This is a genomic window from Allobosea sp. P1_B10 (genome assembly GCF_056406735.1).
Genome location: NZ_JBFTZP010000003.1, coordinates 604,644 through 620,643, shown reverse-complemented (window position 1 = coordinate 620,643; position 16,000 = coordinate 604,644). Strand labels below are relative to the sequence as shown.

17 protein-coding genes are annotated in these 16,000 nt (G+C 66.4%); 3 read left to right on the top strand and 14 right to left on the bottom strand.

Features of this window, described 5'->3' with window-relative positions; all coding sequences use genetic code 11:
* Window positions 1-79: 79 nt before the first annotated feature.
* Window positions 80-1,066 carry a TRAP transporter substrate-binding protein gene (locus AC1D2L_RS10385; protein ID WP_476845776.1) on the bottom strand — a complete coding sequence of 329 codons (987 nt, stop codon included), beginning with the start codon at window positions 1,064-1,066 and terminating at the stop codon, window positions 80-82.
* A gap of 365 nt (window positions 1,067-1,431) precedes the next feature.
* On the opposite strand from AC1D2L_RS10385, the gene AC1D2L_RS10380 reads away from it, so the two are divergent.
* Complete coding sequence (locus AC1D2L_RS10380; protein WP_476845775.1) at window positions 1,432-1,899, top strand: Ros/MucR family transcriptional regulator; 468 nt, start codon at window positions 1,432-1,434, stop codon at window positions 1,897-1,899.
* Window positions 1,900-1,959: 60 nt separating this feature from the next.
* Here AC1D2L_RS10380 and lpdA read toward each other — a convergent pair whose 3' ends face one another.
* From lpdA to AC1D2L_RS10360, 4 genes are all read right to left on the bottom strand, one after another.
* A complete protein-coding gene (gene lpdA, locus AC1D2L_RS10375; protein ID WP_476845774.1) occupies window positions 1,960-3,357 on the bottom strand; it encodes a dihydrolipoyl dehydrogenase in 1,398 nt (465 codons plus the stop codon).
* A gap of 154 nt (window positions 3,358-3,511) precedes the next feature.
* Window positions 3,512-4,822, bottom strand: coding sequence for a dihydrolipoamide acetyltransferase family protein (locus AC1D2L_RS10370; RefSeq protein ID WP_476845773.1), 1,311 nt, complete (start codon window positions 4,820-4,822; stop codon window positions 3,512-3,514).
* On the bottom strand, window positions 4,822-5,838 hold the full coding sequence (locus AC1D2L_RS10365) for an alpha-ketoacid dehydrogenase subunit beta (protein WP_476845772.1): 1,017 nt from the start codon (window positions 5,836-5,838) through the stop codon (window positions 4,822-4,824). Before AC1D2L_RS10365 ends, AC1D2L_RS10370 begins: the two co-directional genes overlap by 1 nt.
* A 151-nt stretch (window positions 5,839-5,989) precedes the next feature.
* On the bottom strand, window positions 5,990-7,222 hold the full coding sequence (locus AC1D2L_RS10360; RefSeq protein ID WP_476845771.1) for a thiamine pyrophosphate-dependent enzyme: 1,233 nt from the start codon (window positions 7,220-7,222) through the stop codon (window positions 5,990-5,992).
* A gap of 238 nt (window positions 7,223-7,460) precedes the next feature.
* Between AC1D2L_RS10360 and AC1D2L_RS10355 the strand changes: the two genes are divergently transcribed.
* Window positions 7,461-7,955 carry an Lrp/AsnC family transcriptional regulator gene (locus AC1D2L_RS10355; protein WP_476845770.1) on the top strand — a complete coding sequence of 165 codons (495 nt, stop codon included), beginning with the start codon at window positions 7,461-7,463 and terminating at the stop codon, window positions 7,953-7,955.
* Between the two features lie 13 nt (window positions 7,956-7,968).
* Here the strand turns inward: AC1D2L_RS10355 and AC1D2L_RS10350 are convergent, their stop codons facing one another.
* On the bottom strand, window positions 7,969-9,000 hold the full coding sequence (locus AC1D2L_RS10350) for an LLM class flavin-dependent oxidoreductase (protein WP_476845769.1): 1,032 nt from the start codon (window positions 8,998-9,000) through the stop codon (window positions 7,969-7,971).
* A gap of 211 nt (window positions 9,001-9,211) precedes the next feature.
* Here AC1D2L_RS10350 and AC1D2L_RS10345 point away from each other — a divergent pair, with 211 nt between their 5' ends.
* The gene (locus AC1D2L_RS10345) at window positions 9,212-9,994 is read left to right on the top strand and encodes an enoyl-CoA hydratase (protein ID WP_476845768.1); all 783 of its coding nucleotides are present in this window, start codon (window positions 9,212-9,214) and stop codon (window positions 9,992-9,994) included.
* 154 nt (window positions 9,995-10,148) lie between these two features.
* Here AC1D2L_RS10345 and AC1D2L_RS10340 read toward each other — a convergent pair whose 3' ends face one another.
* Genes AC1D2L_RS10340 through epmA form a run of 8 tightly spaced genes read right to left on the bottom strand, consistent with a single transcriptional unit; the run spans window position 10,149 to window position 15,998 of the window.
* The gene (locus tag AC1D2L_RS10340) at window positions 10,149-11,264 is read right to left on the bottom strand and encodes an anhydro-N-acetylmuramic acid kinase (RefSeq protein ID WP_476845767.1); all 1,116 of its coding nucleotides are present in this window, start codon (window positions 11,262-11,264) and stop codon (window positions 10,149-10,151) included.
* Between the two features lie 5 nt (window positions 11,265-11,269).
* The gene (locus AC1D2L_RS10335) at window positions 11,270-11,578 is read right to left on the bottom strand and encodes a DUF1330 domain-containing protein (RefSeq protein ID WP_476845766.1); all 309 of its coding nucleotides are present in this window, start codon (window positions 11,576-11,578) and stop codon (window positions 11,270-11,272) included.
* Between the two features lie 2 nt (window positions 11,579-11,580).
* Window positions 11,581-11,868, bottom strand: a complete 288-nt coding sequence (locus AC1D2L_RS10330; RefSeq protein ID WP_476845765.1) for a DUF1330 domain-containing protein — start codon at window positions 11,866-11,868, stop codon at window positions 11,581-11,583.
* Window positions 11,869-11,911: 43 nt separating this feature from the next.
* A complete protein-coding gene (gene pyrF, locus AC1D2L_RS10325; protein WP_476845764.1) occupies window positions 11,912-12,622 on the bottom strand; it encodes an orotidine-5'-phosphate decarboxylase in 711 nt (236 codons plus the stop codon).
* Window positions 12,619-13,206: a histidine phosphatase family protein gene (locus AC1D2L_RS10320; protein WP_476845763.1), complete on the bottom strand. Its 588-nt coding sequence runs from the start codon at window positions 13,204-13,206 to the stop codon at window positions 12,619-12,621. Before AC1D2L_RS10320 ends, pyrF begins: the two co-directional genes overlap by 4 nt.
* Window positions 13,207-13,212: 6 nt before the next feature.
* Window positions 13,213-13,857, bottom strand: coding sequence for a DsbA family oxidoreductase (locus AC1D2L_RS10315; protein WP_476845762.1), 645 nt, complete (start codon window positions 13,855-13,857; stop codon window positions 13,213-13,215).
* A gap of 39 nt (window positions 13,858-13,896) precedes the next feature.
* Complete coding sequence (locus tag AC1D2L_RS10310) at window positions 13,897-14,949, bottom strand: lysine-2,3-aminomutase-like protein (RefSeq protein WP_476845761.1); 1,053 nt, start codon at window positions 14,947-14,949, stop codon at window positions 13,897-13,899.
* Window positions 14,946-15,998: an EF-P lysine aminoacylase EpmA gene (gene epmA / locus AC1D2L_RS10305; protein ID WP_476845854.1), complete on the bottom strand. Its 1,053-nt coding sequence runs from the start codon at window positions 15,996-15,998 to the stop codon at window positions 14,946-14,948. Before epmA ends, AC1D2L_RS10310 begins: the two co-directional genes overlap by 4 nt.
* Window positions 15,999-16,000: the final 2 nt, after the last annotated feature.

The window sequence follows — 16,000 nt, the reverse complement described above, 5'->3', positions numbered from 1 at the left end:
CAGGCGGCCGGACCGGGTCAAAAACCCCGTCTCGGCTGCCCGAAGACTTATCAGGAATCGTCGACGCCTTCGCCGGACGTCAGGCGGTCGCGGCCACGGCCTCGATCTTGCCGATGCCGCCCAGCTTCGGTGCGAAGGATGTCCAGACCTTGCGGGCCCCGGCTTCCCAACCGGCACGATCCTCGGCCTGCACGACCTTGCCGCCCTCGGCACGAGCCTTGGCCATGGATGCATCCTCGTCGGCGACGATGAGCTCGTCGAAATAGCCGACACCTTCGGCTGCGGCAGCGGCGAGCGCTTCCTTGTCCTGCTGCGACAGGCTCCTCCAGAACGCGGCCGACACGAAGATCACGCCCGAAGCCCAGATGTGCCCGGTCTCGACCAGATAGGGCACGACCTCATGCAGCTTGAAGCCGACATAGGCCGATTTCGTCAGATCCATCGCGTCGACCACGCCTGTCTTGAGCGCGTTATAGGTTTCGGGGATCGGGATCGGCGTCGGATAGGCGCCGAGCCCTGACCACAATTCCGTGTGCAGCGGGCTCTGGATCACCCGGATACGCTTGCCCTTGATGCTCGCCGGCGTCGTGAGCGGCTCCTTGGCCAGGAGATGACGCGCGCCATAGTTGATGAAGCCGAGCACGACGAAACCCTGCGCCTCGTATTTCCCCTTGAGTTCCGTCCCGAGAGGGCCGGCAAGAACCCGCTTGAGATGGCTGCGGTCGCGGAACAGGAAGGGAAGGTCCAGGATCTGCCCTTCCGGGACCCAGCCCGACAGGGCCGAGATCGTCGACAGCGAGGCCTGCACCGAACCCAGGCGGATCCCTTCGGCAACCTCCTTCTCGCCGCCCAGCGCGGCATTGGCGACGATGCGAAGATCGAAGCGGCCGGGCGCGGTCCTGGCGAGGCTCTCCCCGATCCGGCGCCAGACCAGCGTTTCCGGCTTGTCCTCGCCCAGCAGGGAAGCCACCGTGACCGGACGACCGGCGGCATGGCCACCCGTGGCAGCGATGAGCGCAGGTGCGGCAAGCAGCCCTGCCGTGAGACGGCGGCGGGTCAAACGCATCGTGATGTTTCCTCCAGGCCTATCGTGGACCGCCCGGGCAGGAGAAGACGCGAGCCCGGAAGCACATGTCATCGCCCGGTTGCGGCGCAGTTCGATATCATGGCTGCAGAGCCCCACGGCAACACCATGATTGCGGATGGCAGCGACGCGCCGTCGTCATGGGCGGCAAGACAGTGTGGACATTCCACGCATAGCGCGCGGGGAATTACGTGCTCCAACCATCCAAAATAGTTAGGTCAGCCGCTAGTTCTCATCTCTTCGCGCAGGCGCAAATAGATTTTCGGAGATAGACATGCTCCGGCAGCGGAATCTATGATGACCATACAGATCCAATTAGCGACATTTTTTTCAGCGCGAGGTTCATCATGGCGGAGAACAACGAAGACCTTCTGGAGCTGACGGCCTCGATTGTTGCAGCCTATGTCACGCGGAACAATGTGCCCCGCAGCGATCTCGCCGGCCTGATCGCCAGCACGCATTCGGCGCTGAGCGGGCTTGGCGGCGCGGCGCCCGCCATCGCCGCGGAACCTCTCGTGCCGGCTATCGCGATCCGAAAATCAGTTACGCCCGAGGCAATCATCTGCCTCGAGGACGGCAAGTCATTCAAATCGCTGAAGCGCCATCTCAGCAGCAAGTACCACATGTCGCCGGAACAGTATCGCGCCAAATGGGGCCTGGCTGCGGACTACCCGATGGTTGCTCCTGCCTATGCCGAAGCGCGCTCCGCGCTCGCAAAGTCGATGGGCCTCGGTCGCAAGGCCGCACCGAGATCGCCCGCAAAGGCAGCCCTTGCCGAGAAGGTCAAACGCGCCTCGCGCGCGACAAAGGGCTGACTCCGGCAGTTCCGCTCGCCCGGACGAACAGGACTCCCAAACACCCTCGCCGCCTCCCCTTCAGATGTGAATGGCGTGCCCCAGCGCCTTGAGCGCCGCCTCCTGGAACCCCTCCCCCAGTGTCGGGTGAGCATGAATCGTGCCAGCGATGTCCTCCAGCGTCGCGCCCATCTCGATGGCGAGGCCGAAGGCGGTCGAGAGCTCCGACACGCCCGAGCCGACCGCCTGAACGCCCAGCACAGCCTGTGTGCCCGCCTGCGCCACGATGCGGATGAAGCCCTGTTCGGCGTCGCGCGTCATGGCGCGGCCGCTGGCGGCTAAGGGGAACTGCCCGATCCGGACATCGAGCCCGGCGCGCTTGGCCTCATCGGGCGAAAGGCCGACCGATACGATCTCGGGATCGGTGAAGCAGATCGCCGGGATGCAGCGCTTGTCCCAGGCGCGCGGCAGTCCGGCGACGATCTCCGCCGCCATCTCTCCCTGAGCCATCGCCCGGTGCGCCAGCATCGGCTCGCCGGTGACGTCCCCGATCGCATAGACCCCGCGCATGGAGGTCTCGCAGCGTTCGCCGATGCGGATGAAACGGCCATCCATGTCGAGCACCAGTTCCTCGAGCCCGAGCCCTGCGGTCGCTGGCGCGCGCCCGACCGTGACCAAGATCCTGTCCGAGGCGATGCGCTTTTCCTGCCCGTCAGAAGTCTCGACCATCAGTGCGTCGCCCTTGGATGTCGCGCCGCGCGCCTTTGCCCCGAGCAGCACCTCGACCCCGAGGCTCACGAGTTTCTTGGCAACCGGGCCGGTAAGTTCTGCGTCGTAGAGCGGCAGGATGCGATCCTGCGCCTCCACCACCGTGACGCGGGCGCCGAGCTTGGCGAAGGCAATGCCCAGTTCGAGCCCGATATAGCCGCCGCCCACCACCGTGAGCCGCTTCGGCAACTCGGTCAGCGCGAGCGCGCCCGTGGACGAGATCACATTGCCGCCGAAGGGCAGGAAGGGCAGCTCGACCGGCACGGAGCCTGTCGCGATCACGATGGTCTCGGCCCGGATCGTGCGCGGCCCGGTCTCGGTCTCTACGAGGACGGTCTTGCCGTCTTTGAAACTTGCCCTGCCATGGACAATCTTGACCTTGGCCTTGCGCAGCAGCGCCGCGACGCCATTGTTCAGGCGCTGGACGATGCCGTCCTTCCAGGCCACCGCCTGCTTGAGGTCGAGCCTGGGCTCGGCCGCCGTCAGGCCGAAGGGCGTCTTCCCGGCCGCGGCATGGCTCGCCTTTTCGAACTCCTCGGCGACATGGATCATCGCCTTGGAGGGAATGCAGCCGACGGTGAGGCAGGTGCCGCCGAGCTTCGTGCTCTCGACGATGACGGTGTCGATACCGAGCTGGCCGGCGCGAATGGCGCAGACATAGCCGCCGGGTCCGCCGCCGATGACGAGGAGCTTGCAGGTGATCTCGGTCATGCGCGCACTCCGCTTTCGATGCCGGCCGTCATTGCGAGCGCAGCGAAGCAATCCAGAGGGACGTAGAGCTCTGCCGCGTCTGGATTGCTTCGTCGGCTGCGCCTCCTCGCAATGACGGGAGCCGATGCAGCCTGTGATGAGGGGCCCATCGGCGTCAGATATCCACGAACAGCGCGGCGGGGGTCTCGATCAGTTCCTTCAGCCGCTGCACGAAGACCGCCGCATCCCAGCCATCGATGACGCGGTGGTCGAAGGAACAGGACAGGTTCATCATCTTGCGCGGCACGAAGGTGGTGCCGTCCCAGACCGGGCGGACCATCATCTTGTTGACACCGACGATGGCGACTTCCGGATAGTTGATCACCGGCGTCGTCGCGATGCCGCCCATCGCGCCGAGCGAGGTGATCGTGATGGTCGAGCCGGTCAACTCGTCGCGGGTGGCGGAGCCGTCGCGAGCCTTCTCGGCGATGCGGTTGAGCTCGATGCCGCAGGCCCAGATGTCACGCGCCTCGGCATGCTTCACCACCGGCACCATCAGCCCTACGGGCGTCTGCGTCGCGATGCCGATATGGATGCCCGCGTGTTGGTGGATGATGCCGGCATCGTCGTCATAGAGCGCGTTCAGGTTGGGCTGCTCCGCGATCGCCTTGACCATGGCGCGCATCAGGAAGGGCAGCAGCGTCAGTTTCGGGCGCTCGGGCGTCAGCTTCCTGTTGAGCGTCGCGCGCAGATCCTCGAGCGGCGAGACATTGATCTCCTCGACGATGGTGATGTGCGGGATGCGCGACTTCGACAGCGCCATCTTCTCGGCGATTTTCCGCCTGAGGCCGACGACCTTGATATCGGTGACACCGCTCTTCTCGGCGAGGCCGGTTGCATGGCCCGCTTCTGGGCCACGCAGCAGGAACGCGTCGAGATCGTCATGCGAGATACGACCGCCGGGGCCGCTGCCGCCCACCTGACGCAGATCGATGCCGGCCTCGCGCGCCTTCAGGCGCACGGCGGGCGAGGCGACCGGCTTTTCGCCGGGCGGGCGCCTGACGGCAGGCTGCGTTGCGTGAGCCGGAGCCGGCGCTTTTTTGGGCGCGGGGGTGGGCAAGGCACGGGGCGGCGCATCGGCGACCGGTTCAGCAGCCTTCGGCTTGGCTGGAGCCGGGGTAGCCGGTTTTTCGGCCTCTGCCTCGTCAATGGCAGGCGGCGCATCCGCGCTCGCCGGCGCATCGCCGGCTATCTTGAGGCGGACGATTGCGGAGCCGATCGCGACGGTGTCGCCGATCTCGGCGCCGAGCCAGAGCACCTCGCCATCGGTCGGCGCGGGGATCTCCACCGTCGCCTTGTCGGTCATCACGGCGGCCAGCAGGTCGTCCTCGCGGACGATGTCGCCGACCTTGACGTGCCATTCGACCAGTTCCGCCTCGGCGATGCCCTCGCCGACATCGGGCAACTTGATGATGCGCTCGGCCATCAGCGGGCCTCCATGATGTCGCGCAGCGCCTGGCCGACGCGGGCAGGCCCAGGGAAATAGGCCCATTCCTGCGCATGCGGATAAGGCGTGTCCCAGCCGGCGACGCGCATGATCGGCGCCTCGAGATGGTAGAAGCAGTGCTCCTGCACGAGCGCGGCAAGCTCGGCGCCGAAGCCCGAGGTCAGCGTCGCCTCATGCAGCACGATGCAGCGGCCGGTCTTGGCGACGGAGGCGACGATCGTCTCAAGGTCGAGCGGGACGAGGCTGCGCAGGTCGATAACCTCCGCATCGATGCCCGTGTCCTCGGCTGCGGCCTCGGCGACATGCACCATGGTGCCATAGGCGATGATGGTGGCGGCTGCGCCCTCGCGCCGGATCGCGGCCTTGCCGAGCGGCAGCGTGTAATGGCCCTCGGGCACCTCGGCTAGCGCATGCTTCGACCAGGGCGTCACCGGCCGGTCGTGATGACCGTCGAAGGGGCCGTTATAGAGGCGCTTCGGCTCCAGGAAGATGACCGGGTCCGGGTCCTCGATCGCCGCGATCAGCAGGCCTTTTGCGTCATAGGGGTTCGATGGAACGACCGTCTTCAGCCCCGAGACGTGGGTGAAGAGCGCCTCCGGGCTCTGGCTGTGCGTCTGCCCGCCAAAAATGCCGCCGCCGGTCGGCATGCGGATCGTAATCGGGCAGGTGAAGTCGCCGGCCGAGCGATAGCGCAGGCGCGCGGCCTCGGAGACGATCTGGTCATAGGCCGGGTACATGTAGTCGGCGAACTGGATCTCGACGCAGGGGCGCAAGCCATACGCCGCCATGCCCACCGCCGTGCCGACGATGCCGGCCTCGCTGATCGGCGCATCGAAGCAGCGGTTGACGCCGTATTTCTGCTGGAGCCCGTGGGTGCAACGGAAGACGCCGCCGAAGAAGCCGACATCCTCGCCATAGACCACGACGTTCTCGTCGCGCCCCATCGAGATGTCCATGGCGGATCGGATCGCCTCGATCATCGTCATGCGGGCCATACTCAGAGCCCTCCCATGCGCGCGGTCGAACCGCGACCGTCATTGCGAGGAGCGCGGCGACGAAGCGATCCAGGGAGGCGTGGGGCGCTGCTGCTGGATTGCTTCGCTGCGCTCGCAATGACGGGGTGGTGCGTCTGCCGATAAGCCATCATCACACCCCGATCTGCTGGCGCTGGCGGCGCAGATGCGGCGGCAGCTCGGCGTAGACGTCCTCGAAAATGTCGCGCGCGGAGGGCTTTCCACCGGCATGCAGCGTGCCGAAGCTCTCGGCCTCCTTCTGCGCCGCGATCACGGTGGCCATGATCTCGGCCTCGGTCTGCTTGTGGCGCTCCTCGGTCCAGGCGCCGATGGCGATCAGGTGTTCCTTCAGCCGGATCAGCGGATCGCCCAGCGGCCAGCCATCGGATTCATGCTTGGGGCGATAGGCGGAAGGATCGTCCGAGGTCGAATGCGCGCCTGCGCGATAGGTGACGTATTCGATCAGCGTCGGCCCGAGATTGCGCCGCGCGCGCTCGACCGCCCATTGCGCCACCGCATAGGTCGCGAGGTAGTCGTTGCCGTCGACGCGCAGGGCCGGAATGCCGAAGCCCAGGCCTCGCGCTGCAAATGTACCGGAACCGCCGCGGGCGATGCCCTGGAAGGTCGAGATGGCCCACTGGTTGTTGACGACGTTGAGGACGACAGGCGCCTTGTAGGTCGAGGCGAAGACCAGCGCGGCGTGGAAATCCGATTCCGCCGTCGAACCATCGCCGACCCAGGCGGCCGCGATCTTCGTATCGCCCTTGATCGCCGAGGCCATGGCCCAGCCGACTGCCTGCACGAACTGGGTGGTGAGGTTGCCGGAGATCGAGAAGAAGCCGTGCTCCTTGGAGGAGTACATCACAGGCAACTGGCGGCCCTTCATCGGGTCGCGCTCGTTGGAGTAGATCTGGCACATCATCTCGACGAGCGGGTATTCGTTGGCGATGAGCAGCCCCGCCTGACGGTAGGTCGGGAAGTTCATGTCGCCCGGCGAGAGCGCGATGCGGAAGGCGCAGCTGACCGCCTCCTCGCCCGTGTGCTGCATGTAGAACGAGGTCTTGCCCTGGCGCTGGGCCATCTGCATGCGGGCGTCGAAAGCGCGCAGCGTCATCATATGGCGCAGGCCCTTGACCAGCGAATCCTTGTCGAGATCGGGCACCCAGGGCCCCACTGCCTGCCCGTCACGGTCGAGCACGCGGATGATCGAATAGGCGAGATCGCGGATCTCGTCGGGCGCCACATCGACCGGCGGGCGCCGGACCGAACCAGCCTCGGGCACGACGACATGGGAGAAGTCGGGTTTCTCGCCCGGCCGGCTCGCCGGCTGCGGCACGTGAAAGCGAAGCGGAGTGGTGGTGGTCATGGCCGCGCTCCATCCCTGTTCGGGAAGCAGCATTCAGCCGATAGACACAAACGGCAAGACATCTTGTCTCCCCCTCGCCAAGCGGGCCGCGCCAATTCGCGCTTGTTCCCCTCGGCACTCCCCGATGACCTCAACGCTAGTTCGGCGCAGGAAAAGATTGCTCCCGAAAATGGCTGCGATATCACTGATTTGCGGAATGATATCCCGCATAACAGCACTTTTACGGAATGGCATACCGATGAGCGGCAAACCTCGGCGAAGCGACGATCTTGACGCCATCGACAGGCGGATTCTGTCGGCGCTGCGGGAGGACGGGCGCCTGACCACGCAGGCGCTGGCAGAGAAGGTGGGGCTCTCGGCCTCGCCGTGCTGGACCCGGGTCAAGCGGCTAGAGGAGAGCGGCGCGATCGAAAAATATGTCGCCGTGCTCGACCACAAGGTGCTGGGCTATACCAACATCGTTTTCGTCGAGATCACGCTCGACAAGCATGACGACAAGGTCCTGGACCAGTTCGGCGAGGCGCTGGCGCGGGCTCCGGAGGTCATCGAAGCGCATCTCGTCACGGGCGAGTACGATTACCTCGCCAAGGTCGCTGTCACAGGAACCGACCATTACGAGCGCTTCCTGCGCCAGACCCTCTACCGCATCCCCGGCATCCGCCAGACCCGCACGACTTTCGGCCTGCGGGCGCTGAAGCAGTCGATCTCGGTCGATCCCGCGAAGATGCCGTAAGGGGCGGGCGAGGTCAGGCCAGCATCTCGCGTACCAGCGGGATGACCTTTTCGCCGTAGAGGGCGATGCTCCCCATCATCTTCTCATGCGAGAGCGGGCCGGCGCTGTACTTCATCTGGAAGCGCGAGGCGGACAGCCCCTTCATCGTCGCGGCGATCTTTCGCGCAACGGTCTCTGGGGAGCCGACATAGAGCGAGCCCCGCGCGATCTCCTGCTCGAACTCCTCCCGCCGCAGCGACGGCCAGCCGCGCTCGCCGCCGATCTTGTCGCGCATCACCTTGTAGTCGTCGAAAAGCAATTCGCGGGCCTGCGCGTCCGTCTCGGCCACGAAGCCGTGCGAATGCACGCCGACCGGCGGCACCGGCTTGTCGAGCTGGGCGAAGGCGCGGTGGTAGAGATCGACATAAGGCCGGAAGCGCTGGGGATCGCCGCCGATGATGGCGAGCATCAGCGGCAGGTTGTAGCGCGCCGCCCGCACCACCGATTCCGGGCTGCCGCCGACGCCGATCCAGGTCTTCAGCGCGCCGTGCTCGATCGGGGGGAAGACCTCCTGCCGGGTCAGCGGCGGGCGGGTGCTGCCGCTCCAGGTCACGGGTCCGCCGGCGATCAGGCCCGCGAAAAGGTCGAGCTTGTCCTCGAACAGCACCTCGTACTGGCTGAGATCGAAGCCGAAAAGCGGGAAGGATTCGGTGAAGGAGCCACGGCCCAGGATGACCTCGGCGCGCCCGTTAGAGGCGGCGTCCACTGTCGAGAAGCGCTGGAAGACGCGGATCGGATCGTCCGAGCTCAGTACGGTTACGGCCGAGCCCAGCTTGATCCGGCTGGTCAGTGGCGCGATCGCCGCCAGCACGGTCTCGGGCGAAGAGATCGCGAAATCGGCGCGGTGATGCTCGCCGACGCCGAAGAAATCGACACCGACCTTGTCGGCCAGCACGCCCTCAGCGATGACATTGCGGATAACCTGCGCATGCGGGAGCGCTGCGCCGTCTGCCCCTGAGGTGACGTCGCCAAAGGTATCGAGCCCGAATTCGAGATGCTGTGCCATGCCGCGATTTGCGTTCGTGCCGGAGGCCGCCTTCGAGATGTCGCGCAGGCGGGATGGTCCGAAAGGAGCGAGTGCGGCGACACCTGAGAGTTAAGTTGCCGTGCAACGCGCTGCAACCGGGCTGGCATTGCGAAAACGCAGAGGTCAGATGCTGGTTTTGCCGTTAGGCTTGTGGGTAGCGGCGGATGAGACCGCAATGCGGGACAGGTGCATGGCAGAAATTCGCTACGAGGCCGAGGACGGGCTCGCCAGGCTGGTGATCGACCAGCCCGACAACCTCAATGCCATGACCTTCGAGATGTGGGCGAGCCTGCCGGGCCTCGTCGCCCGGGCACAAGCCGACGAGGCGGTCCGCGCCATCGTCGTCACAGGCGCAGGCGACCGCGCGTTCTGCGCCGGCGCCGACATCTCGCAATTCGGCGACAAGCGCGACGGCGCGGCCGAGACGCTGCGCTATGACGGCGCTTATCTGGCCGGTTGCGCGGCGCTGGCCCATGCCACCAAGCCGGTGGTCGCCCTGATCCGCGGCATCTGCTTCGGCGGCGGGTTCGGGCTGGCGATGAGCTGCGACATAAGGGTGGCGCGCCACGATGCCCGCTTCCGCGTGCCTGCCGCGCGGCTGGGGCTCGGCTATGCCTATGAGGGCATCGCGATGCTGGTCGCAAAACTCGGCAACGGCCCGGCCAGCGATCTCCTGCTGAGCGCGCGGATTCTCGATTGCGAGGAGGCGCTGCGGATGGGGATCGTCAATTGCCGCTGGGATGCCGAAATGTTCGAGACGCAGGCGGCCGGATATCTCGAGCAGGTCGCAGCCAATGCGCCGCTGACGCTGCGCGCCGTGAAGCATGCCCTGAGCGATCTCCTGCGGCCAGAGGCCGAGCGCGATGTCGCGGCGGTCCAGGCCTCGATTGCGGCCTGCTTCAGCAGCGCGGATTATCGCGAGGGCCAGCGCGCCTTCAAGGACAAGCGCGCTCCGGTTTTCACCGGACGATAGCGGTTTTCGGGTCGGAGCCCACTCTCCTCGCCAGCCTGTGGCTCTAACAGGGGCACGGCGCGACTCTTGCGGACGCGAACTTCCGTCATTGCGAGGAGCGTAAGCGACGAAGCAATCCAGGAGCGGCAGGGCCCTATGAGGCTGGATTGCTTCGCTACGCTCGCAATGACGATGGCAAATTCAGGCGCCCGCCTGTCAGGGGCTCCGGCACACCGGTGGTACCGGGCAGGCTCAGCGGCAGGCCCTTGACGCTGCGGATCGCGAGATAGGCAAAGACCTGCGCCTCGAGCGCATCGCCGTCCCAGCCCGCCGCCTCGACGGGTTCGACCGGCACGCCCAGGCGCTCGTTGAGCTTTGACATGAAGTGTCGATTTAGCCGCCCGCCGCCGCCGACGAGCCAGCGCGCCGGGGGGCGCGGGACATGGCGCAGGGAATCCGCGATGCTCTCGATCGTGAATGCTGCGAGAGTGGCTGCACCATCGGCATCCGAGAGCCCCTCCACAACCTGCGCGCGGCGGTGGAAATCGTTGCGGTCGAGCGATTTCGGCGCCGGGCGGTCGAAATAGGGATTGGTCATGAAATCGGTGACCAGATAGCCATGCGCCTGTCCGCTGGCGGCGAGCGCGCCGTCGGCGTCATAGGCGATGCCGCGACGGCGCAGCACGAAATCGTCGAGGATGGCGCTGGCGGGCCCGGTATCGAAGGCGATAACGGTCTCGCCGTCGATATAGGTGACGTTGCCGACGCCGCCGAGGTTCAGCACCATCACCGGCTGCGGCAGCACTTGTGCGAGTGCGCGGTGATAGAGCGGCGCAAGCGGAGCGCCCTCCCCGCCTGCCGCGACATCGGCGTATCGGAAGCGGTCGACGGTGGCGATGCCCAACACATCAGCAATCGCGGGCCCGTCGATCAGCTGGCGCGTGAAGCGCTGCTGCGGGCGGTGGTAGACGGTCTGGCCGTGCAGGCCGACAAGATCGATCGTCGCCGGGTCGAGGTCGTGGTCCGCGATGAAACGCTGGATCGCGGCCAGATGGTCGGCCGTGACCGCGGCCTCGAGTTCCAGCAAGGGCTCCGTCAGCGCGCGCTGCGCATCTGCAATCAACGCCTGCAAATCGCGGCGCGTGCTTTCGCGATAGGGATACGAGACCCCAGCCCCGAAGCTGACGGCATCGCGACCGTCACTGGTGACGATCGAGACGTCGATGCCATCCATCGAGGTGCCGCTGATCACGCCGATGGCGGCCAGGCTGTCTTGTTGGAGCCGAGTCACGCGCGTCACTCGCCCGGCTGCGGGCCCTCATAGCCGCCGATGATGATCAGGTCCGACTGGCCGGCCAAGGCGAGGTGCTTGATCGCCTCCTGGTATTCAGGAGAAGCATAGCAGGCGCGCGCGGTCGCCTCGTCCTTGAACTCGATAACGACGTTGTGCTTGCGACCTTCGCCGCGGGCGAGCTTGAACTCGCCACCGCGCACGATGAACTTTGCGCCGTATTTGGCGAAGGCGACGGCGTTCAGGGCGCGATAGCTGTCATAGGCGCCCTGGTTATCGACGTCGACACGGGCGATCCAGTACCCTTTCGCCATAGTCAGACTCCCTCGACCACGACGATGTCGATTTCGCCAGCGCCCTCGCGCAGCTTGCGCGCGGCAGCATATTCGGGCGAGTTCGCGTAGGCCTTGGCGCTCTCGAAATCCTTGAACTCGATGACGACGTTGCGGGCGCAGCCCTCGCCTTCGGCAACCGTCATCTGGCCGCCACGGACGAGCGGGGTGCCGCCATACTGCTTGATGGCCTCGGAGGCCTTTGCGGCGTAGGCCGCCCATTGCGTCGCGTTGGTGACCTTCGCGCGCGCTACGACATATCCCTTGGGCATCGTGTTCGATCCGTCTGCTTGGATTCGGGTTCGGCGCGCGAGACTACGTGGCCGCCGCGATCTCGTCCATGATCGCGGCCGTCGCCGCACGCGGGTCTGCCGCGCGGATGATGGGACGCCCGATGACGAGGTGATCGGCGCCGGCCCTGATCGCCTCGGCCGGCGTCAGGGTGCGCTTCTGGTCGCCCGCGGCGCTGCCGGCAGGCCGGATGCCGGGCGTGACGATGACCATGTCGGGGCCGATGACATCGCGTACGATCTCGGTTTCGGCCGCCGAGCAGACGATACCGTCGATGCCCGATGTGCGGGCCTGCTCGGCGCGCAGGCGCACGAGATCGCGCACCGCCAGCGAATAGCCGGCGTCGCGCAGGTCGACATCGTCATAGGAGGTCAACGCAGTGACGGCCAAGATCCGGAGATCGCTGTCGCCGCGCCCCTCGACCGCGCCGCGCATGGTCTGCGGATAGGCGTGGACCGTCAGGAAGGTCACGCCGAGCTTTGTCAGCGATTCCACGCCCTCGGTGACGGTGTTGCCGATGTCGTGAAGCTTGAGGTCCAGAAAGACCTTCTTGCCCTCGGTCACGAGCTGGCGGGCAAGGTCGAGCCCGCCGGCGAAGGCCAGGCGGTAGCCGATCTTGTAGAAGCTCGCGCTGTCGCCGAGCGCCGAGACGATGCGGTAGGCGTCCCAGACGGTGGGCACGTCGAGCGCCACGATCATCCGGTCGCGCAGGTCATTGAATTTCGGCTGCGTCATCGGTCGTCGATCTCCTCCAGGGCCCGCCAGGGGTGGTGCACGATTCGCGACGCGGCGTCGAACGCGAAAATATTGCCGCCACCGCCGGGCTGGTCGCGCCTGCGGCTGATCGGCTCGCGGCCAAGATGACAGAACAGCAAGGTGCCGACGCCGCCATGGCCGACGAGCAGGATGTCGCCCGCCCCGGCATGGCTCGCGAGCACCGCTTCGACCTCCGCAACGATGCGAGCCTGGGCGTCGATGGCACGCTCCCAGCCGCGCACACTGTGCTCGGGCGAGGCGAAGAACGCATCGGCTGTCGCCTCGAATTCTGGCGGCGGCAGATAGCCCGTCGCCGAGCGGTCGTTCTCATGCATGGCCGGCCGTATCTCCACACCGATGCCGAGCGCCGCCGCGACGATTTCGGCCGTCTCTATCGCCTTGCGCTCGGCAGACGCGACGATGCGGCGGGTGTCCCGCAACGCCACCGCGCTCGCAAACGCCTGCGTGCGCTGACGGCCGAGAGGCGACAGGCCCCAATCCGGCACCGGCACATCCGGGTCGATGGCGACCTGCGGATGACTGAGATAGCGAACCGTCGCCATATCGGGTCAGGCCGCGTCGCGCCTGACCTGCTCGAACACCTGCGCCCAGACATCGGCCGTCTGCGCGCCCGAAACCGCCAGCTTGCCGTCGACGATGAAGAACGGCACGCCGGTGACACCGACCTTCTGTGCATGGGCCTCGAGGCCGATTACGGTCTCGCGCAACTCGTCATTGGTGAGTTCGTCGCGCGCGGCGTTCTCGTCGAAGCCGAGCTCGCCCGCTATGGCGACCAGCGTGTCGAGATCGCCGATATCGCGGCCATCCTGGAAATAGGCTTTGAAGAGGGTGGCCGTCATCTCGCTGCCGCGCATCACGGTGGAGGCCGCCGCGACCAGCATGTGCGCCATCCGGGTGTTCACGCTTTTCGTGACCTTGCCCCAGTTGAAGGTGACGCCGCTTTCAAGCGCCGCCTCAGAGAGCCTGAGCTCGATCTCCTTGCGCTTTCCCGGCCCGAACTTGGAGTCGAGGTAGGCGGTGCGGTCCATGCCCTCGTCGGGCATGTCGGGGTTCAACTCATAGGGCAGCCAGGTGATGGCGACCCGATCCGTCAGGCCATGTGTCTCCAGCGCCTTTTCAAGCCGCGCCTTGCCGATAAAGCACCAGGGGCAGACGATGTCGGAGACGATCGCGATGGGCATCTTGTCTTGCATTGTCTTGTCCTTCCATGGCGGCCGCTCGCCAGGGCTCGCTCAGGCCGGTGGATATTGGTGGAGATCGCCGTGGCGATCTTCCGCCAGGGCTTCCGCGCCGGGAGTCTCGCAGCCCGAGAGAAAGGCGGGACCGACCGGGATCTTGCCGGCCCCACCAGGGATATCGAGGATATAAGTCGGCTGGCACAGGCCCGAAAGATGCCCGCGCAGGCTTTTGACGAGGGCCTGCCCCTCCTCCAGCGAGAGGCGGAACTGCGCCGTGCCGGGCGCGAGATCGGGGTGATGCAGGTAGTAGGGCTTTATGCGGTTCTCGACGAAGGCGCGCATCAGCGCCGACAGCGTCGAGACGTCGGCATTGACGCCCTTGAGCAGCACGCTCTGGCTGATCAGCACATGGCCGGCATCGGCGAGGCGTGCGATCGCATCGCGTGCATCTGCAGTGAACTCGCGCGGGTGATTGGCGTGAATGGCGATGTAGCTCGCCTTGCCGGGAATACGCAGCGCCTGCGCGAACTCCTCCGTGATGCGGCCGGGATCGACGATCGGCACGCGGGTGTGCCAGCGCGCGACCTTGATGTGAGGAATGGCAGCCAACCGCTCGGCCACCGCACGCACCCGCCGCGCGGTCATGATGAAGGGGTCGCCGCCCGTCATGATGACCTCCCAGATCTCGGGATGGGCAGCGAGATAGGCCAGCGCCGCCTCTAGCTTTTCGCCGGTCAGCGCATCGCCGCCGGGCCCGACCATCTCGCGGCGGAAACAGAAGCGGCAGTAGACCGGGCAGGCATGGACGAGCTTCAGGAGCGCGCGATCGGGATATCGGTGGACCACGCCCTCGACAGGCGAATGCGCCTCGTCACCGATCGGATCGGCCAGCTCCTGCGGCAGCGTGACCAGTTCGGCCGCGCTCGGGATGAACTGTCTTGCGATCGGATCTTCGGGATCGTTGGGGTCGATCAGATCGGCCATCGCCGGCGTCACCGCGACCGCATAGCGCGCTGCGACGGCGTCGAGCGCCGCGCGCTCATCGGGCGCGACGAGTCCGCGCGCGATCAGCGCATCGATACCACGGCTGGGGGTATGGGCGTTCATCGCGCCGTCCTGCCCGGTTCCGCCACTGGCGTCCAGAGCACGTCCTCGATGCGGCGGGCCGCTGTGCAGAGCATCACCAGCCGGTCGAAGCCGAGCGCGATGCCCGAGGCCTGCGGCATAACCGAGAGCGCGGCCAGGAAATCCTCGTCGATCGGATAGCGCTCGCCATAGATGCGGGCCTTTTCGTCCATGTCGGCCTCGAAACGGCGGCGCTGCTCGCTTGCGTCGGTCAGTTCGCCAAAGGCATTGGCGAGTTCGACACCGCAGGCATAAAACTCGAACCGTTCAGCCACCCTGCCATCTCCCGGCTTGGGGCGCGCCAAAGCGGCCTCCGAGATCGGGTATTCGCACAGGATCGTGGCGCGGCCTTGGCCGAGATGCGGCTCGATGCGCTCGGACAGGACGCGGCTAAAGATGTCCGACCAACTGTCGTCGGCGGCGAGCCGGATGCCGGCTGGGATGGCCGCAGCAGCGAGCGCCGCGCGGTCGGTCGTGCCATCGGCCGCTACCGTCGAGAGCAGGTCGATGCCGGCATGACGGGCGAAAGCCTCGTGCAGCGTCAGCCGCTCAGGCTCGGCGAAAGGATCGGCCTCGCGCTCTCGCCAGCGCAGGGTCGTCACCCCCGCAGTCTCGGCTGCCAGCGCCATCAGCGCCCCGCAATCGGCCATCAGCGCGTCGTAATCCTCACCGGCTCGATACCATTCCAGCATCGTGAATTCGGGATGATGCAGCGCCGTACGCTCGCGATTGCGGAAGACGCGCGCGAAATCGAAAATGCGGCGTTCGCCGGCCGCGAGGAGCTTCTTGGCCGCGAATTCAGGCGAGGTGTGCAGGTAGTAGGGATGGCTCAGCCCCGCATTGTCGACCAGCGTGGTTGCAAAGCCGTGCAGATGCGTCTCGTTGCCGGGCGAGACCTGCAGGATAGCAGCCTCGACCTCGACGAAATCGCGCGCCTCGAACCAGCGCCGCAGCGCGCTCTTGATGCGCGCGCGCGCCAGCAGCGCCGGGCGCCGGTCCGCATGGATGTCTGGCCGCCAGAAAGGCGGCATGA